Raw genomic sequence first — 16,594 nt, 5'->3', positions numbered from 1 at the left:
GCTGTTTTAGACCGAGCAGCACTGGCGGATTGCTCTGATTAGGCCCTTGGCACCGGTACACAAACTCCAGACGTAGTAACGGGGCTAGTCCTGCGGCTTGCCCTCGCGTATGCCATAACTGCGCACGGCGATGATCATCGCATTGCCCGGCCACTGATCCTTCACCCACTCCGGCGGTGGCAGTGCCCGCAATTGCAATGTGTGTAACGAACTCGCTTAATTGGACGGTTGCTGGTGCAGCAAGGGAGACAGTGCCGGACGACAATGTGGTTGAAGGGGCCGCGCCAAACAGTTTGACCGCTCTAGAGGGGTTGTACTAAATCCGTTTGAAATATGCAGAGGATCGGGTCGTTCCTGCTCTCCTCATCGCTCAACATATTGCGCTGTACGTGTCCAAACTATAAGCCGGCAGCTCACAGGAGCTGGCCGCCGCGGCTGCGGGCAACTCGGTGTGCAGTTATCAGCGGAATGACTCCGGCGGACTACAACTCGAAGCCGCCGAGCTCCGCAGTAGAAGACGCGCTGAGCCATCGGTAACGGTGTGGGAACCGAGACAGCTCCCCCTGCTTGTACGCATTCCAGCCCTGACGGCCACCACGCTGCTGGAGAATCTGTAGGAGCAAAAGCCAGATCAGGACTGAGGTTCGGTGATACGCAGACTGGAGCGGCGTTTGAAGGAGTGGAAGGGTCTGGATGATCCGGCCAGATCAGTTTCTGCGATTTCAACAAGGTCAAGCGGGTGGAGATCACCCTGCGGAGAGAACGGTGCCCGAACCAGCTGTTTCACAACCGCTTGGAGTGGAGAGGATGGGATTTAGGCAGGTGATCCATCGCGATGAGAGCTTTGTGGCACTCTCAGAGGGTCTGCAGAACGCCCTGGCTGCCTGCACCGGGGTGCCAAACGAGTGCACACCGATCGCTTATCGGCCGCAAGCAACACTACGACGGCAGCTTGGGCCTCGAAATCAAGCCTCACTACCAGGCGCTTTTCACCCGCTAAAGCCTGAGCCTCAGCCGCATCACCCGCGGCGTGGCTCATGAGAACAGAATCGTGGAGGCACCCCTGGGCTGCCTGAGACGTAGACTGGAGTAAAAGCTGTCCTACGCGGAAGCTGCAATTTCAAAGAAAAGGCCGAATACAGCGATGTACTTGCGGAAGTGTTCAACGCCTTGAACGCCCGCAGCAAAATCACTACAAACAGGAATTTGAGAGACTGAACACAATCTCAGGTTATCATCTTGCCGACTACGAACTGCTAAGAGCACGGGTGCTAAGCACCAGCACAATCGAGGTGCGCCAGGTCGGCTACTCGGTACCGTCGAGCATGATCGGCCGCCAGATGCGGTGCAAGGCTGATTCAAAGTCTCACGCTGGTCTTGTCCGTCGTTACAACGTAGCTGTCGCCAGCAATGCCGCATTGCTATTCATAACAGCCTGTTGACCTTCGCGGATGAATCCGAATCCAGTCAGGCGCAGCAGGTTCTACGCAGAAGTTCTCAGCTTGATCACAACTCCGGCGCCCTTGCGGCGGTAGCGGTGGTAATGCCAAGCAAAACGATCGTTATCTTGCAGGCCGTCGTACTTACTCAGAAATACCTTTCTAAATGAACAGAAGCAACAATAGCAAGACTAAAGTCGACTGGACAGCAAACGCGCGCATATTACTGGTGGCGTACAGGGAAATAGGAGCAAACAATTTCAAAAAGAGGTACTGTCAGGAGGGTGCTTAGTACAATTGGGTGGCTAGATCAACAATCCTGGAAACTCTTGCATCCCAAGTGAAGGAAGATGTTACATGCTGGTAGGCCTTAAGAGGCAATGTGTAATCAGATTTTTTAATAGCCAGCAAAGAAGCAGCCAAAGCGGTGTCCATAGACTCAGCAGAATCAATGTCATAAAAGAAAAAGTGCTGTTCATTACCGATTTCGGAGATGGATGACGTTTTAGCAGAAATAATGTGCTTGCGCGCCAACATATACTCAAATATCTTCATAGGTGAAGTGCACCAATAGTCTTTGTTACGGGAACTTGCAAGGTACAAGAGAATATCCGAACTCTGTTGAACCGAAATAGAGACAGAGTGTGTAGCCCAACCAAGAAGTCTGACATTGCAAGGGATATCATCTGTAGAAATGGAGGCATAATGGCAGAAATCAGGGATCGAAGTTCCAAGGAACAGGAAACAACATTCCGGGTATTCGGGTATTAAGTCAATAAGATACTCTAAGCCGCCACGAGACAATGATCCAGTATGGCAGATTATAAACTCATATTCACTACGAAGCGAGGAAAAAAGCAAAGAATAATCCAAAGGCAATCGACGCGCATATGAATCTACAATAGAGATAGAATCATGAAGAACAAGGGAATGGAAATGCCCACATTGCAGAGAAGGTTTAAATCTGCTTCTAAGAGCATCCGAAATAAAGACAAAAACAATCGAAAACGATCTAAAACGATTGAGCTCGGAAATGAGAGCAAAGATGATGCTGTTTTTTCTTGTATAGGTATGTGTTTCGAGAAAGCAGTTGAAACCCAAGAATGAAAGAAGAAGGGCAATAGGCAGTTCTCGTGTATAGACAATAATTGGCCCTGAATGCCTGCGAGAGGCGCGAAGAAATGTAAATACAACAAGAAGAACAGTGAAGATCTTCTTGAATGCATGGAAATGATAATGATGCCTGAGACTGAACGAGTCTGCATCTATGCATAAGAAGTAGATATCCTTTCTCTTAGAAAAAGACGAAACCATATTTGAGATCTGGATCTTGTGAGCTGCATTGCCATTTCTTGAAAGGCTAGATAGATAGAAGAACGAAAAGAGAGAAGAGGTCATTTCCGTGAAATGATATTATAACCTGAAGACATAGATGTACTGACTAGTGGCAACGGAGAGAGAAGTCGGATAAGCCTAAGCAACGAAAACAAGAGAGCTGCCATTGGTAGGAGAGTAAAGATATAGATAATGCACGCGAACATATTCTCGTTGAGGTATGAACGAGCAAAGAGAATGGCTATGGTTCCCCAAAAACCTGAACGAGGCTTGATATCGACATTATTAAACTCACTAAGCAGATAGCGCAATCCATATTCTGTATACCGATAATAGTCATACGGCTTATCATGAATAGGGAACAAGAAAGGTGTAGAAAGAACGAAGTAACCACACGGCTTCAAAAGAGCGTAGCAACTCTGTACAGCCAGATGAGGTCTGGGGATGTGCTCTAAGACCTCCATCATGAAGATCACATCATAAGGAGAGTCGCTATGATAATAGGTAATGTCTGCTAAGATATCTGGGTTACGTCTAACATCCAGGTCAAGGGTAACAAACTCGGAGGATGGATAGCTTGCTCTAAGATAGTTTGTAATAGCACCGCTCGATCCTACACATAGAATCCTAAGTGGGGTTGTAAGATTAGCAGTAGGTGGTATAATAGTAACAATGTCTCTCAGAAATGAATTAATCTCTGATCTAGTGACATATTTGGAAATGTGGACTGGAAAATGGAATAGCTGAGATAGAAGCGGATATTTGTTAACGAGACTTTTCATTGGCTCTCTCAAGGATAGAGGTTGTACTGAAGCCATCGATGTAGTCTAGAATAACAACACGTCCTCCATACGAGGAAACATGATCATAACCAACCACGTCACTAGCGTTGTAATCACCTCCTTTAATCAAGATATGAGGTGACAGTTCCTTGATTAGTCGTAAAGGAGAATCCTCCTCGAAGACGATGACATCGTCAACAAAGGGATGCTCAAGAAGGGCACGCATCCGTGCTAACTCATTATTTATAGGTCTATTGTTTCCTTTTATGCGTGCAATTGAGGCATCAGAATTGAGACCTACGATAAGCTTGTCGCAATATTCTCGCGTTCTTCGAAGGAGACTAAGGTGTCCTGCGTGAAGAATATCAAAACATCCATTCGTAAAACCCAGAACTTCAGAAGGGTTTGCTGTTTGTTTTATACTCGGAGAAGCGATAGAAGTGCCTAACTGCTTTATTACGGTTGCTGAATTAGCAACCGACCACGATATCGCAGTTGGTAATGAAAGATTCTTCGATATTCCACAGGCTAAGCTAGCAATAAATGTATCACCAGCACCAGTAACATCTAGTACAGTTTCAACAGAAGGTGGGCTATGGAGCGAATAGGAAGAAGATGATACACTTAAAGCTCCTTTCGATCCAAGAGTGACGACACAGTAACTAATGTTGCAAATGGATAATAGTCTGCGAATAGGGGTTACCAGCTCAATTGGATTGTCACTGTCAAGGGAATATTCAATTGAATAGTATTGTAGCGACGAAATAAGTTCATGATAGTTAGGCTTGTAGATGTAAGCCCCCTTAAATGAAGACAGGTTACTTTTTTTGGTGTCTACGACAACGGGGACTCCTGATTGGATTGCCAATGAAGCAAGGTGCTCGGTTACTGCGCCCTTGCAATAGTCAGACAAAACAATTAAAGAGGTATCGGACAATAATTGTTGTAGGGTACCCAAAGAGTACCAGTCGCAAGGAGCAGGCATCTCTTGATCTGATCTAAATACCTGCTGCGATTGCGCAAGATATCTTGTCTTTAGAGGGATTGAGTAACCATCTATCAATTCATACATGATAACTGACCCCTCAGTATTCTCCGGTGGCAAGGCGTTAAATACTTCATGATAAGTAAGGTCTTCAGAAGAACACGGGAAGTAGATTTTTGTAGCCGTATTACCAAGTGAGAGAATGTTATAGAAAACATTGAGTGCTCCACCTGGTCGAAAGAAAGAGCTACTTTGGCTAAAGATAGGTATAGGGGCTTCTGGTGAAATACGAGAAATAGAACCATCTATGTAATGATCAATAATCGCATCACCTATAACTAAGATTTTCATTGATCGGTGGTGTAGATCAGGTCTAGCTGATGGCAAAGCTGGTGAACATAGAATTCATGTAGGTCTTGCACTTCTGGGGTTCTAGAATGACCAGCATATATTATATAGTCCGAAAGCAGTGCGAGTGGACTATCAGCCAACCCGATATATGAGACTACAGGAATCCCTTTGTTTTTAGCAAGCTGTGCAGCATTGATGATATTTGTACTTTTACCACTTGTGCTAAAACAAAATAGTATAGAGGCAGGTGCGATATTCATGAAAGACTCGAGTGGACGCAGTAGTGAGGATTGATAAGAATAGTCATTAGATGCTGCTGTTATTGAGGATGATTGCGAGGAAAGGGATACAGCTGGTAGTGGAGCTCTCTCACGATTGAATCGGATCTGCAACTCAGCAACAAAATGATCGCTCAAAGCGCATGAGCCGCCATTGCCAATAGACAACACAACACCATTATCAGAGACTCTTTGTGCGATAAAATGGGAGAGTTTGAAGGTTGTGTAGATGTTTTCTTTAATTTCTAGAGAGCGAGTCAGAAGCGTTTTGCTTACATGATGATAGTTGAGTGCTGCTAATAGCGGAATTAGCTCAGAGAAGTTCATGGCAAAAGGATGAAAAGGATATGCCTCTCTCGTAACCAATCCTTTGCCAGTGCCAATCAGAATAGAATGAATATCTGTACGAGTAGCTGCCTCCAAATCTGAAGAGGAGTCACCAACAAATACAGGTATCTTATCAGGGTGCAATGATAGGATCATCTCAAGCATTTTGGTATTAGGTTTGCGGCAATCACAGTCATCTTCAGGGCGATGTGGACAATAAAAAAATTCTTGGATTACACCTCCATGGTCTTTCACTGCACTAAGTATCTTGTGGTGAAAATCAAGCAGAAGGGATTCCGTTAAGAGTCCTCTTCCAACATTTGCTTGGTTGGTACAGACATATACTGTAGCTCCAAGCTTTGAGGCGTGGGCAACTCCTTGAATAGCCTCATCTATTAGTACAAGTTCGTCCGTCTTAGTAACTCCAGTAGGAGTATCTAGGTTTAAAACACCATCACGATCTAGTATAAGAAGAATATTATCAAGCATAGAAACCTGAGGAGAACAACTGTTGGTAAGATTGTGCATAGGAAGGTCTGCTAAGCTCACACTTGCGAATCATAATTGAGTCGGCTTCCCATTTATCTAGAGCTTGTATGGATTTGTTTAATGAAAGCAACAAAGCTTTAATGCTCCTATCCTCAATAAGAATGGATTCTGAGGCAGTTGAGAAGTCATAACCAGTCTCTCTCGTTACAATAGGTATACATCCACAATTCAGGGCCTCAACTAGTGCTTTAGGGTAACCCTCAGAGTTGGAAGGTAGAATGAAAAAGTGAGAAGACAAGAGAATAGGAAGAGGATCAACAAAACCATGAACAAATATATTAGGCAATTTCATATGCGATAGTAATACGTCGGTCTGCCGACCAACAAGGTGCAGATTACAGATTAAATGGGGATTGTCAGCTAAGAAGTTGGGCCATACATCAATTAATAGATGTGCGCCTTTACGTTTACTGATATTGCCAACAAACACATAATTAATTGTGGAGGAAGACAGAAGTGAAGAGCGCCGATTAAGGCTTGCGTGATAAGAGTCATGCTCTAAAAGGTTCTTTGGCTGACAGGTATACCTAAGGCAATGTATACTTGAATTGGAAAAGTTTTTTACTTGTTCCAAAATAAGTGGACTTGGCACGACGATGAGATCGGAAGACGAAAAAGAACTTATCTCACGCATCATAGTCTTTTGATTAGTTAGTTTATCTGTGGTCTTGGAAACGCATCGCGACGATTCGGGAGATATTGGTACGTCAGTTAGAGCTATAATTGATTTACGCCTTGCATATCTAATTAGACTTGGCATATATTCAAAGCAGAGGATACAGTCTGGACTATGATTAGAGTAAGAGCTGAGAACAAGATGTATGAACGAGAAAACTTCAAAAAATGAAGAATCCAGCCACCTATGGTCAAATGCAAAGAGGTAGAGGCGTACAGCATTTAAAGCCCTACCAAAAAACTCATAGCCGTAAAAAACGAAAACCTTATCTCTTGAATAATTAGCACGTGCAACAACAGTAACATTATGGCCTGCACCTTCTAAGGCATAGACAATTTCAGGAACACGAAAGCCTATGTTTCCAGGTTTCCCATACGACGAGTTGAGATAGACAGATATATTCATGATTCAAGTAAGAGATCAATTTTGCTGGTGACCTGATTGTCGCCTAGAGAATGACAGACAAATGGGAGTACATGATTCAAGCATCTAGTATTTCCATGATTATTTATACACGGATAATACTCACAGTTTTCGCCGTTGGTAATTGATTCAACCTTGTTTCCAAATATTCGGGAATAGGGAGTAGTGGTTCCAAAGAATATTAGGGCGGGAATTCCCAAGAGCTGCGCTAGATTGGAGGCACCAGAATCATTTGCAACAACACACCTTGCGTTTTTGAGAAAAACGACAAGTTGACCAAGTGTAATATTTCCCGTCAGATTGAGTGTATTGGTCAACAGAGCTAATCTTTTGTTGTAGTCTACTTCTAGTTTAGTGCCTGAACCACAGATAACAGGCTGGATGCCTCGAGATTTAAGGTGGCTAAGAGCGAGAACGCACGATTTGAAAGACATACGTCTTTCTAGCCAACTTACCCATGGGAAAACAGCTGCATAAGTATGACTTATCTCATGATTGAAGGTATCTTCAATGATGTGATAATGAGGAAGCGATGCGATGCATTGAGGGGTAGGGACACTGCAATTGGGAGGATAAAATAGGGAGGCTCGATGGTAATAGGGTTCTTGAAAGTTTACTTCATAGGAATATCCATTGAAATTACCTTTAAACGAACCTACATATCCAACACTATTTCGAAGTCTGAGCAAAGAGAAAGGAGTATTTCTTTTAGTGTAAAGAGGAAATATCGTCAGGTCAGATCGATCGGCGTGAAGCCAAGAAAAAGGTAGATATTCAAGATTCCTATTAGTGCATACATGAGGGGCATGTGAATACACTTTTACTGAGTCACTCTTGAAATGAGCATAAATTGCTTCAATGGCTGGAAGGCTCATAATAAGGTCTCCTAAACCAAGAGGCTTTGGATATACAACACTGATGTTCATTGCCTTTTTACGAAGACGTGCCTTGTAGAGCAATAGATGTCTGGCAAGGTTGAAGAGGTAAGTAAATGGAATCCAGAATACTCGGCGATTTGATAAACATCTAAAGATCTTGGGACAGAAGCGTGGGCAGTCATATTGGTTTCACTCCAGAACATAGAAGCCCTCGCAGGCAGATATAAATATAAGATTCCACCTGGCTGCAAGACCCTGAAACACTCGCCAAAGAATAAAGGCCACTGTTCCTTTGGGATATGCTCTAGGCAGTGTGAGGAAAAGACAAACTGCAATGACGAATCTATCTCGCAAATATTGAGTGCGTCTTCATGTGGCGATTGTTCAATGGGGCGAGCACCAGGGAAAGGATATGATCCAGATCCAATATCGATGCCACGACCCTTACAATAGAGTTGAGCGTCATCAAGACAATACTGAATTGCAGCTCCAACGGTAAAGTAGTGGGGATACTTTTTGTACTCGAGATATTGAGAAAGTGATTCACTAATCAGCCTTCTTCTTAAATCGTACCTCAGAAAAAAAACAACGTCTCCCGCTATAGAAATGATGAGCCTTCGGAAAAACTTGATATACACGAGAACAATGATTAAGAAGATTAGATGCTATTTGCTATTTTAGCAAGATATCTTACCTGAGTAAATAATACTTCTGGGTAATTAGGGGGGCAAAAGTGGGTCTGGGAGAAGTTGATACTATTATACAGCGATGAAGACAGGAAACACTTCTGTTCAAGATGATCTTTTATTACTATAGGCTGTTGAGAAAGAGGATTCTTGTATACATAACCTGTAAGTGTGAAATCGGAACTACGTTCTAGACGCCGGATAATTGACTGCGGAGCTCTTACAATGCATTTGTATGCAGAATTCTGATGTTTCATGGACAAATCAGAGTAGACTTCGAATTTACTCTTATCGAGTAGTTCATGATAGCGAGAGGAGTGAAGGCGTCTTTTTTTTATTCTCTTGTGAATATTGCGCAGGTTAACTAGACCAAGAGCGGCAGAAAACTCTGGCATTTTAAAGTTAAGAGAGTGGGTATTATATAAAGTAGTTTGATCGCCAACTCCAAACGACTTACGTGACCTAAATGATTCGAATAAAGATGCGTGGCTTTGATTCCCTATTAAGATGCAGCCTCCTTCTCCTGAGGTTAGATTTTTAGTAAGATGAAAACTATGTACACCAACATCTCCCAAGAGACCTGCATAATTTCCATCTTCGGTCTTGGCTCCAAATGCTTGGGCTGAGTCTTCTACGTAGAAAAGACGGTGGGTGTGGCAATACCTTTGCAGTTGATCATATTCTTGGGAAATAAATCCTCCAATATGCACATCAACGATTCCTTTTAAGTCTCTATGCAAGGAATGGGCTTTTTTAAGTGAATCTAGTGATATGCCTACGCCTGAGGGATGTGTATCCACAACAACAGGTTTTAGTCCTGCAGCCACAAGGCTTTGATATGTAGCAATAAAAGTGTTATTAGGTACGGCGACTTTATCGCCAATCTCAAAACACGTAGAAAATACAATATATAATGCAGAAGTGGCTGAGTTGACGACGGTGGGAAGGCAAATCTGGCTATTTTCCTCTGAACTGAAATATTGATAGAGCATGTGCTCAAGTTTTCGGACAAAGGAATGGTCCGTCAAGTAAGCCTGACATAATATTTGGTTACATGAGTAAAGGAAGCGTAGGCGATCTACGACGGAAAGACTGTAGTTAAATACTTTGACTTTCATTAACTAAGATAAGACGCTAGTGAGGAATTCCTGGGAATTGAAATTGATGAGGCTGATGGATAAGGGTTGGAATCTGCAAAATCGTTTATCAAGAGTCTTGGCGCATGGTTCAGACCCATTATTAGCTGATTATAAGATAGTCCCGCAGAAATTAGCTGCTGATGGGTCATGTCTCTTAAGGCCTCAGGTCGAGAAGTGGTCAGAACTAATGAGTTCCCTCTATCAACAAGGTTTTTAAGTATTTTGATGTTCTCTTCAAGTGGCACGGGATCGTCGTACCAAGTCAGCGCTCCATATTTACCTCTATTCTGAAATATTACTCCGTCTACATCACAGAATATAGTACGAAAAGACTCTTGAAGTTGAATGTAATCTGTCTTGGTGCCTAGATCTACAAAGCTTTCAACTTCAGTTGCGCTAAATGTATGGCCGTTTTTGATCATAATTTCAATAACATGGCTTGCAAATACTTCTGTAGGCCTATTTTTATAGTGGTTGAGTATTTCGTTGAACGCATCGCAATAAGCATCGGATGATTCAAAGCCATACATCCCAACACTTACATTGGGAGTATAGATTACCTTTTCCGCGACATGGATCACATTACGGTTGTTATCATACGATAGTGAGCTTTTTGCCTCTAGAGCATTAATGGATATGCGATGAGCATCTGCATATGCTATAAAGTTAGAACAGGGAGAAATATTATTTGATGGCAACTTGATTATTGAATCACAATCTTTTATTGTAAAAGAAAAGTCAGTTGTAGAAATTTCTGGGATTACGCAGGCAACTGTCTCTGCAGGGCCGTTGGTCAATGATGGGATAATATGTGAGTATAAGTTTTTTGCATTAAAATGACTTGCTAATTGATCCACAATTAATCTACTTGAGTATAATTGTTCGTGTTCACGGTTGAAAATGAAATGTATAGATTCGTATTCTTCGTAAAGACTTTCAATTGCAGTCCACAGTAATGGTTCACTACTATTAGGATTAGTCCAAAGATACTTTGGCTTTGGCGAGTGGTATCTTTTGGAGAGTCCCGCGCATGGAATAATCAGAACTTGACTAAACATAAACTTAAGGTTAATGGTTAACTGATGCCTTGTTTATTATATAAGCGAGGGTGTGGCTGCAATCGAGATTTGTCATATATTTGTAGGGAAGCACTCTTAGAGCCTCAACAAGGAGACATCTATTAAGCAGCAACGGATCAATATGAATACAACTCTCAATCTTCCTTATCAGATTTGAAGTCCTACTCGCGGAAACAACTGAATGGGTAAGACTAGACGTTTCTGACTCAATCAACAAACTATGGGAGGATTCAAGATCAAATGTTAGTTTAAGAGAATCTGCCAAATATGGGTAAACGTCTAAGTAGTGCCTATCTAGATCTACAAAACATAAGCCATCTTCCAAAACTAGAATATTACCCAGGCTCATATCACCATGTCCTTTTGATGGAGTAGCGCTATTAGTGTCCTCTAGAGGCGTATAGTTAATCTTGTATATTGAGCTTAGTGATGAAAGACTGCTTAGTTTGGTATAGAGGTCTTGTTGGCCTAACGCTATAAATATATGCTGGTTAGCACTTAGTAAACTCGTAAACTTTAAATCAACCAATAGAGCAATATTTCTTTGTTCAAAGTTGCTAAATGAATAACCTCCGCTTGAAAGATATTGGGTAATTCGATCCTCAAATCCATCCCATACGACAGTGTCAACTTTATTTGGATACATTATATCTTTTAAAAGCTGGGCAGCATTCTTTGCTTTAATGTATTCCATCTCGTAGAAATAGAACCCCTCAGTGGTGAAGCCATCTGAAAGAACTCGTGGAACTCTTACACTACTATGAGCCCACTCTCTTAATTTACCACATTGAAAGATTAGCCTACTGTTTTTCATGATATTAGGTGATATTTTTCTTATATACTTACAACCATTCTTTCCAGTTATCAATTCCAGGGAATATCCGGAAATTCCGCGAAACGTCACTTTTAGGAGCAGACTTCTAGCTGCTGAAGAACTGGTACTAGTGATTTATACGAACACCCCTTACAATGCTTTATTGATTGTGAGTTAGCCGATATTTGATTTAATAACTCAGAAAAGGCATTTGATTGATAGATGCTTTCTAGTGTTTGTTTAAAGATATTGCCAATCGACTGAGCGCTTGTATTCATACAGCAAACCTTTAAATCCCCGGATACTGTCATATAGATCCCGTTACGCGGCCAAAAGCAATCTTTAAAATCCCAGTCTTTTTTCCCTCTTATATATTCCCGATATGGTAGCAATTTATTTATAAAGTCATCATCATAGCTAAGGGAGATTTCTTCACCTTCAGTCCACCACTGAGCAATATTTATTCTAATTCCGTCAATAAATCGGTACTTATTTTTTAATTCCAAGACATCAGGAAACGAATCAATAGTATCAGGTGTTGCGACAAAGTTTATTTCAAATCTTGTGCTTGGCTTTTGGCTCAGATCGCTGATTGTAGTGTCGATCGTTTTCAATGAATTTATAAGTCTCTCCCACGAAGATCCTGGCCTTGCCGCTTCATATGATTCAAACGAACCATCGATTGATAAGTATAGAAGATCAATATTGGGTAACGAATTAAAGAATATGGCTCCTGGATTGTATTGAAGATTGGTGGCACTAATCACATGAGCTTTAGGAAAGTTTGACTTAAACATATGGGTGATTTGATCGAAGTGTGGATGAAAGAATGGTTCTCCCAACCCCATTAGTTTTGCTTCACTTATTGGGTGCGGTCGCAGCTTATCTAAAACAACTTGCCATTCGTCAAGGCTCATATGTTTAAGATTCTGCTTAGTGACAACATCTCTTCTATTGCAGAAGACGCAATCTAAATTGCAATAATTCGTAGTTTCTAAATAAGCATAGCTTATTGAATGCATGGATTAGTCAGTAGTGGCAATTACTATAGCACAGATCCCCTTCGGGACGTAAGACAACCTGAAGTTTGTTCCCGAAGCCCTTGGGCGAACTGTCAGCATTGGCTTATAGACGAATAGGTTCAAGCTGGCGCGGCACGAAGCCCTTAAGATCTAGCAAAACCCCGCACGGTTCAAGTAACTCCTGCCATTGAGCCTCATTTAGCTTGCGAAACTGATGATGAGGCACCAAAGCAAGCACGGAATTAAAGCGGCGGCCAGCTGGCAACTCCGACACAACCTCCAGCCCGTACTCTCTATGAGCTTCTTCGGGATCAACCCAGGGGTCGACTACCATCGGCTCCATTCCGTAATCTAGCAAGGCACGCAGCACATCCACAACTTTGGTGTTGCGGAGATCCGGACAATCCTCCTTGAAGGTGAGCCCCAGCACAAGCGCATGGGCTCCAACAATCTGTTGCCGCCGCCGGGCCATCTCCAGTACCAACTGCTCGGCCACCCAGCGGCCCATGCCGTCGTTGATGCGGCGGCCCGCCAGCACCACCTGCGGGTGGTAGCCAATTTCCTCTGCCTTGTGGGTAAGATAGTAGGGATCCACGCCTATGCAGTGGCCGCCCACTAAGCCGGGGCGGAAGGGCAGGAAGTTCCACTTGCTCCCCGCAGCCTCCAGCACATCAAGACTGTCGATACCCAGCTTGTGGAAGATAATTGCAAGCTCATTCACCAGGGCGATGTTCAGGTCGCGCTGAGTATTTTCAATTACCTTGGCGGCCTCCGCCACTTTGAGGCTGGGCGCCTGATGAGTTCCCGCTCTGATAATCGATCCGTAGAAGCGGTCCACCCAGGTAGAAGCCTCGGGCGTACTGCCGCTTGTCACCTTGGTGATTGTTGTGAGCTTGTGCTCGGTGTCGCCAGGGTTGATTCGCTCTGGGCTATAGCCGCAATAAAAGCCTTCGTTGAAACGCAAGCCGGATTGTTCCTCCAGAATCGGCACGCACACCTCTTCTGTCGCCCCCGGATAAACGGTGCTCTCGTAAATCACCAGCGGCAGGGTCGTTCCTCCCTGAGCAGCACGGTCCCGGAGCGCTCCACCCACAGCAGCACTGGCCTTCTTCAGCGGTGTAAGATCAGGTCGTTTGGCGCTGTCGATCGGTGTGGGAACCGTTATCACAAACACGTCGGCTTGGGCCAGATCCACGGAATCCGAGCTGAAATCCAGCAGCTCAGATGCCTGCAGCTCCTCAGCGGTGGTTTCGTTGGTACGGTCATGACCGGTACGTAATTCCTCCAGCCGCTGGCTGTTGATGTCAAAGCCAATCACCCGGCGTCGCAAACCAACACCCGTACGCGCGCAATCCTGCGGCTTGGCAAACTCAACAGCAAGGGGCAGGCCTACGTATCCAAGACCGATCACGGCCACGGTGCAGGTTTCAAGAGGAGGGAAGTACATTCCCGAATAGTCAATCCTTGATGAGCTCATACTCCGAAAAACTGTCGATACCAAGCCACAAAGCGAGCCACTCCCTCCGTCACAGGGGTGTTGGGTTTGAAATCCACCCATCGCTCCAATGCCGAGGTGTCAGCGGCTGTTGCATGTACATCTCCGGGCTGCATCGGCAGTAGCTCCTTCTTGGCTGTCACCCCTAGGGCTTGCTCCAGGGCTTCGATGTAGTCCATCAGCGGTGTGGGATTGGCATTGCCAATGTTGAACACCCGATGCGGCGCCCAGCTGGTGGCTGGATCGGGGTTGGCCCCATCAAAGGATAGATCTGGCGCAGCCGGCTTCTCGAGCAACCGCATCAAGCTCTCAATGATGTCGTCGATATAGGTGAAATCTCGCACCATCTGACCATTATTGAACAACTGGATTGGCTCACCAGCCAGCATCGCCTTTGTGAATAAGAACAGCGCCATATCCGGCCGCCCCCAAGGGCCATACACCGTGAAGAACCGCAGCCCCGTAGCCGGCAGCCCATAGAGGTGGCTGTAGGTGTGAGCCATCAGCTCATTGGCCTTCTTGCTGGCCGCATATAGGCTCATCGGATGGTCGACGCTGTGGTGCTCCGAGAAGGGCATCCGCGTATTGCCGCCATACACCGAGCTGCTGCTGGCATACACCAGATGCTCAACGCCGTGGTGACGGCAGCCTTCCAGGATGTGTCCAAAGCCCACCAAGTTGCTCTGGATGTAAGCAGCTGGGTTCTCGATGGAAAAGCGCACCCCGGCCTGGGCAGCCAGGTTCACCACCTTCTGGGGTTTGTGGTGATGGAAAGCGGCCTCCACAGCCTCCCGATCTTCCAGATCCGCTTCAATTAGACGGAAAGGGATGCCCGCCAATGTGGATGAGGCCTCAAGCTGGGCGATGCGTGCTCGCTTCAGGGATGAGTCGTAGTAGGAGTTGACGTTGTCAAAGCCAACAACGGGTGTTCCCTGCTCCAGCAACCGACGGCAGAGGTGAAAGCCAATGAAGCCGGCGGCGCCGGTCACGAGAACGGTCATACAGGGCGGGGAGAGCGAAAAAGAAATGAGGCGGCGTCCTGAGGTTGCCCCCGGCGCGGCAGCAGGAGCTACTCCACGTTGACGATTTTTGCCAAGTTGCGCGGCTGATCCACATCCAGCCCGCGGTGGGCAGCGATGTGATAACTCAGCAGCTGCATCGGAATCACCTTGAGTACCAGGCTGAGCAGCTCATCCACCATTGGCCTGGCATAAGCGTAGGTGACAGCACAGCATCAGGGCAACGATCCCTACCGCCCCTTGGAGATCACGAAGTCTTCCGGCTGATCTTGCTGGAGCATGTGCCACTGCATCTCCACGTAGTTGCGAGCGTGACCCCAGTCGCGCAGGGAGTCGAGGTTGCCCATGAACAGGCACTGCTCCAGCCCCGCATCAATCTGCGCCAGGCCCACGGGTGATTTTGCGGGTCACGAACGTTTCGCCGCGCCGCGGGCTCTCGTGGTTGAACAGAATGCCGTTGCAGGCATACATCTCATAGGCCTCGCGGTAGTTCACCGTGATCCAGTAGGCGTAAAGCTTGGCAACGCCGTAGGGGCTGCGCGGATAGAAGGGGGTGGACTCCTTCTGGGGCACCTCCTGCACAAGGCCGTAGAGCTCACTGGTGCTGGCCTGATAGATCCGGTTTTTTGCTGTGAGCCCCAGCATCCGCACCGCTTCCAGGATGCGCAAGGTGCCGAGCGCGTCGGAATTAGCGGTGTATTCCGGCGCCTCAAAGCTCACGGCCACGTGGCTCTGGGCACCGAGGTTGTAGATCTCATCAGGCTGCACCTGTTGGATGATCCGGATCAGGTTGGTGCTGTCGGTGAGGTCGCCGTAGTGAAGGACTAAGCGGGGATCGCTCTCGTGCGGATCCTGATAGAGGTGATCGATCCGGGTGGTGGTGTTTGCGCAGCAGGCCGGAGGCCCTAACTGCTGGCCCGGCGCTTAATGCCATGAACTACGTAGCCCTTCTCCAGCAGCAGCTCAGCCAGATAGCTACCGTCCTGGCCGGTGATGCCGGTGATCAGGGCGGTTTTGGTGGGGGTGGCGGTTGTGGCGGAGCTGGTAGGGGAAGGGGGCATGAAGACTTCAAGACGTCGTGCAGGCACAACACGTCTGCCTGCGGTCACAGCGGACGGGAGCGAAGCTCAACCGTCTCGGCAGTGACGTGATGCTCTGAAGCTTCGCATAGCTGTACTGCGGTTTTGCGGCAGGGTGGGCCGGGGGGTGGGTCGGGAACAGCTGCGCAAAAGCCCCTCCAAAAAAAGGGGGGGGGCAGCAGCAGAAACGCTCACGACAGCACGTACTAGCAACTAAAGAGACACGCCAACGTGCCGC

General features: G+C 45.9%; 14 protein-coding genes and 1 pseudogene. All 15 read right to left on the bottom strand.

What is annotated here, in order from left to right; all coding sequences use genetic code 11:
- Positions 1-1,727: 1,727 nt before the first annotated feature.
- The gene (locus tag CWE17_RS07150) at positions 1,728-2,837 is read right to left on the bottom strand and encodes a glycosyltransferase (RefSeq protein WP_131455734.1); all 1,110 of its coding nucleotides are present in this window, start codon (positions 2,835-2,837) and stop codon (positions 1,728-1,730) included.
- Positions 2,834-3,556, bottom strand: coding sequence for a methyltransferase domain-containing protein (locus CWE17_RS12515; RefSeq protein ID WP_161971421.1), 723 nt, complete (start codon positions 3,554-3,556; stop codon positions 2,834-2,836). Before CWE17_RS12515 ends, CWE17_RS07150 begins: the two co-directional genes overlap by 4 nt.
- Entirely contained in the window at positions 3,540-4,892 is a 1,353-nt protein-coding gene (locus tag CWE17_RS07140) for a PfkB family carbohydrate kinase (RefSeq protein WP_131455732.1), read from the bottom strand. Before CWE17_RS07140 ends, CWE17_RS12515 begins: the two co-directional genes overlap by 17 nt.
- A complete protein-coding gene (locus CWE17_RS07135; RefSeq protein ID WP_161971420.1) occupies positions 4,889-5,986 on the bottom strand; it encodes an HAD-IIIA family hydrolase in 1,098 nt (365 codons plus the stop codon). Before CWE17_RS07135 ends, CWE17_RS07140 begins: the two co-directional genes overlap by 4 nt.
- On the bottom strand, positions 5,979-7,127 hold the full coding sequence (locus CWE17_RS07130; protein WP_206338365.1) for a glycosyltransferase: 1,149 nt from the start codon (positions 7,125-7,127) through the stop codon (positions 5,979-5,981). The genes CWE17_RS07135 and CWE17_RS07130 overlap by 8 nt, the downstream gene beginning before the upstream one ends.
- Positions 7,124-7,579 carry a glycosyltransferase family 9 protein gene (locus CWE17_RS12510; protein ID WP_370318290.1) on the bottom strand — a complete coding sequence of 152 codons (456 nt, stop codon included), beginning with the start codon at positions 7,577-7,579 and terminating at the stop codon, positions 7,124-7,126. Before CWE17_RS12510 ends, CWE17_RS07130 begins: the two co-directional genes overlap by 4 nt.
- Before the next feature lie 488 nt (positions 7,580-8,067).
- The gene (locus CWE17_RS12505) at positions 8,068-8,661 is read right to left on the bottom strand and encodes a class I SAM-dependent methyltransferase (RefSeq protein ID WP_161971419.1); all 594 of its coding nucleotides are present in this window, start codon (positions 8,659-8,661) and stop codon (positions 8,068-8,070) included.
- Positions 8,662-8,681: 20 nt separating this feature from the next.
- Complete coding sequence (locus tag CWE17_RS07115; protein WP_131455726.1) at positions 8,682-9,827, bottom strand: DegT/DnrJ/EryC1/StrS family aminotransferase; 1,146 nt, start codon at positions 9,825-9,827, stop codon at positions 8,682-8,684.
- Complete coding sequence (locus CWE17_RS07110) at positions 9,827-10,906, bottom strand: hypothetical protein (RefSeq protein ID WP_131455724.1); 1,080 nt, start codon at positions 10,904-10,906, stop codon at positions 9,827-9,829. Before CWE17_RS07110 ends, CWE17_RS07115 begins: the two co-directional genes overlap by 1 nt.
- Positions 10,907-10,916: 10 nt before the next feature.
- Positions 10,917-11,831 carry a hypothetical protein gene (locus CWE17_RS07105; protein ID WP_131455722.1) on the bottom strand — a complete coding sequence of 305 codons (915 nt, stop codon included), beginning with the start codon at positions 11,829-11,831 and terminating at the stop codon, positions 10,917-10,919.
- A gap of 2 nt (positions 11,832-11,833) precedes the next feature.
- Positions 11,834-12,763, bottom strand: a complete 930-nt coding sequence (locus CWE17_RS07100; protein ID WP_131455721.1) for a radical SAM protein — start codon at positions 12,761-12,763, stop codon at positions 11,834-11,836.
- A 103-nt stretch (positions 12,764-12,866) separates the two neighbouring features.
- The gene (locus tag CWE17_RS07095; RefSeq protein ID WP_240789302.1) at positions 12,867-14,180 is read right to left on the bottom strand and encodes a nucleotide sugar dehydrogenase; all 1,314 of its coding nucleotides are present in this window, start codon (positions 14,178-14,180) and stop codon (positions 12,867-12,869) included.
- Positions 14,181-14,236: 56 nt separating this feature from the next.
- Entirely contained in the window at positions 14,237-15,259 is a 1,023-nt protein-coding gene (locus CWE17_RS07090; RefSeq protein ID WP_131455719.1) for an NAD-dependent epimerase, read from the bottom strand.
- A 68-nt stretch (positions 15,260-15,327) separates the two neighbouring features.
- Positions 15,328-15,459, bottom strand: a complete 132-nt coding sequence (locus CWE17_RS12435; protein WP_255417768.1) for a hypothetical protein — start codon at positions 15,457-15,459, stop codon at positions 15,328-15,330.
- A 51-nt stretch (positions 15,460-15,510) separates the two neighbouring features.
- A pseudogene (gmd, locus tag CWE17_RS07085) lies at positions 15,511-16,338 on the bottom strand (GDP-mannose 4,6-dehydratase); the annotation flags it as partial.
- Between the last annotated feature and the right edge of the window lie 256 nt (positions 16,339-16,594).

Origin of the sequence: Synechococcus sp. BS56D, assembly GCF_004332405.1 — a bacterium.
Taxonomy (GTDB): domain Bacteria; phylum Cyanobacteriota; class Cyanobacteriia; order PCC-6307; family Cyanobiaceae; genus Synechococcus_C.
Note: the sequence above shows the minus strand (reverse complement) of the source record. Positions and strands in the feature narration are given on the sequence as shown.

Bases quoted from the DNA above. Each gene is read 5' to 3' on its own strand.
- CWE17_RS07150 (WP_131455734.1), bottom strand. From the start codon at position 2,837: ATGACCTCTTCTCTCTTTTCGTTCTTCTATCTATCTAGCCTTTCAAGA.
- CWE17_RS12515 (WP_161971421.1), bottom strand. From the start codon at position 3,556: ATGAAAAGTCTCGTTAACAAATATCCGCTTCTATCTCAGCTATTCCAT.
- CWE17_RS07140 (WP_131455732.1), bottom strand. From the start codon at position 4,892: ATGAAAATCTTAGTTATAGGTGATGCGATTATTGATCATTACATAGAT.
- CWE17_RS07135 (WP_161971420.1), bottom strand. From the start codon at position 5,986: ATGCTTGATAATATTCTTCTTATACTAGATCGTGATGGTGTTTTAAAC.
- CWE17_RS07130 (WP_206338365.1), bottom strand. From the start codon at position 7,127: ATGAATATATCTGTCTATCTCAACTCGTCGTATGGGAAACCTGGAAAC.
- CWE17_RS12510 (WP_370318290.1), bottom strand. From the start codon at position 7,579: ATGTCTTTCAAATCGTGCGTTCTCGCTCTTAGCCACCTTAAATCTCGA.
- CWE17_RS07115 (WP_131455726.1), bottom strand. From the start codon at position 9,827: ATGAAAGTCAAAGTATTTAACTACAGTCTTTCCGTCGTAGATCGCCTA.
- CWE17_RS07110 (WP_131455724.1), bottom strand. From the start codon at position 10,906: ATGTTTAGTCAAGTTCTGATTATTCCATGCGCGGGACTCTCCAAAAGA.
- CWE17_RS07100 (WP_131455721.1), bottom strand. From the start codon at position 12,763: ATGCATTCAATAAGCTATGCTTATTTAGAAACTACGAATTATTGCAAT.
- CWE17_RS07090 (WP_131455719.1), bottom strand. From the start codon at position 15,259: ATGACCGTTCTCGTGACCGGCGCCGCCGGCTTCATTGGCTTTCACCTC.
- CWE17_RS12435 (WP_255417768.1), bottom strand. From the start codon at position 15,459: ATGGTGGATGAGCTGCTCAGCCTGGTACTCAAGGTGATTCCGATGCAG.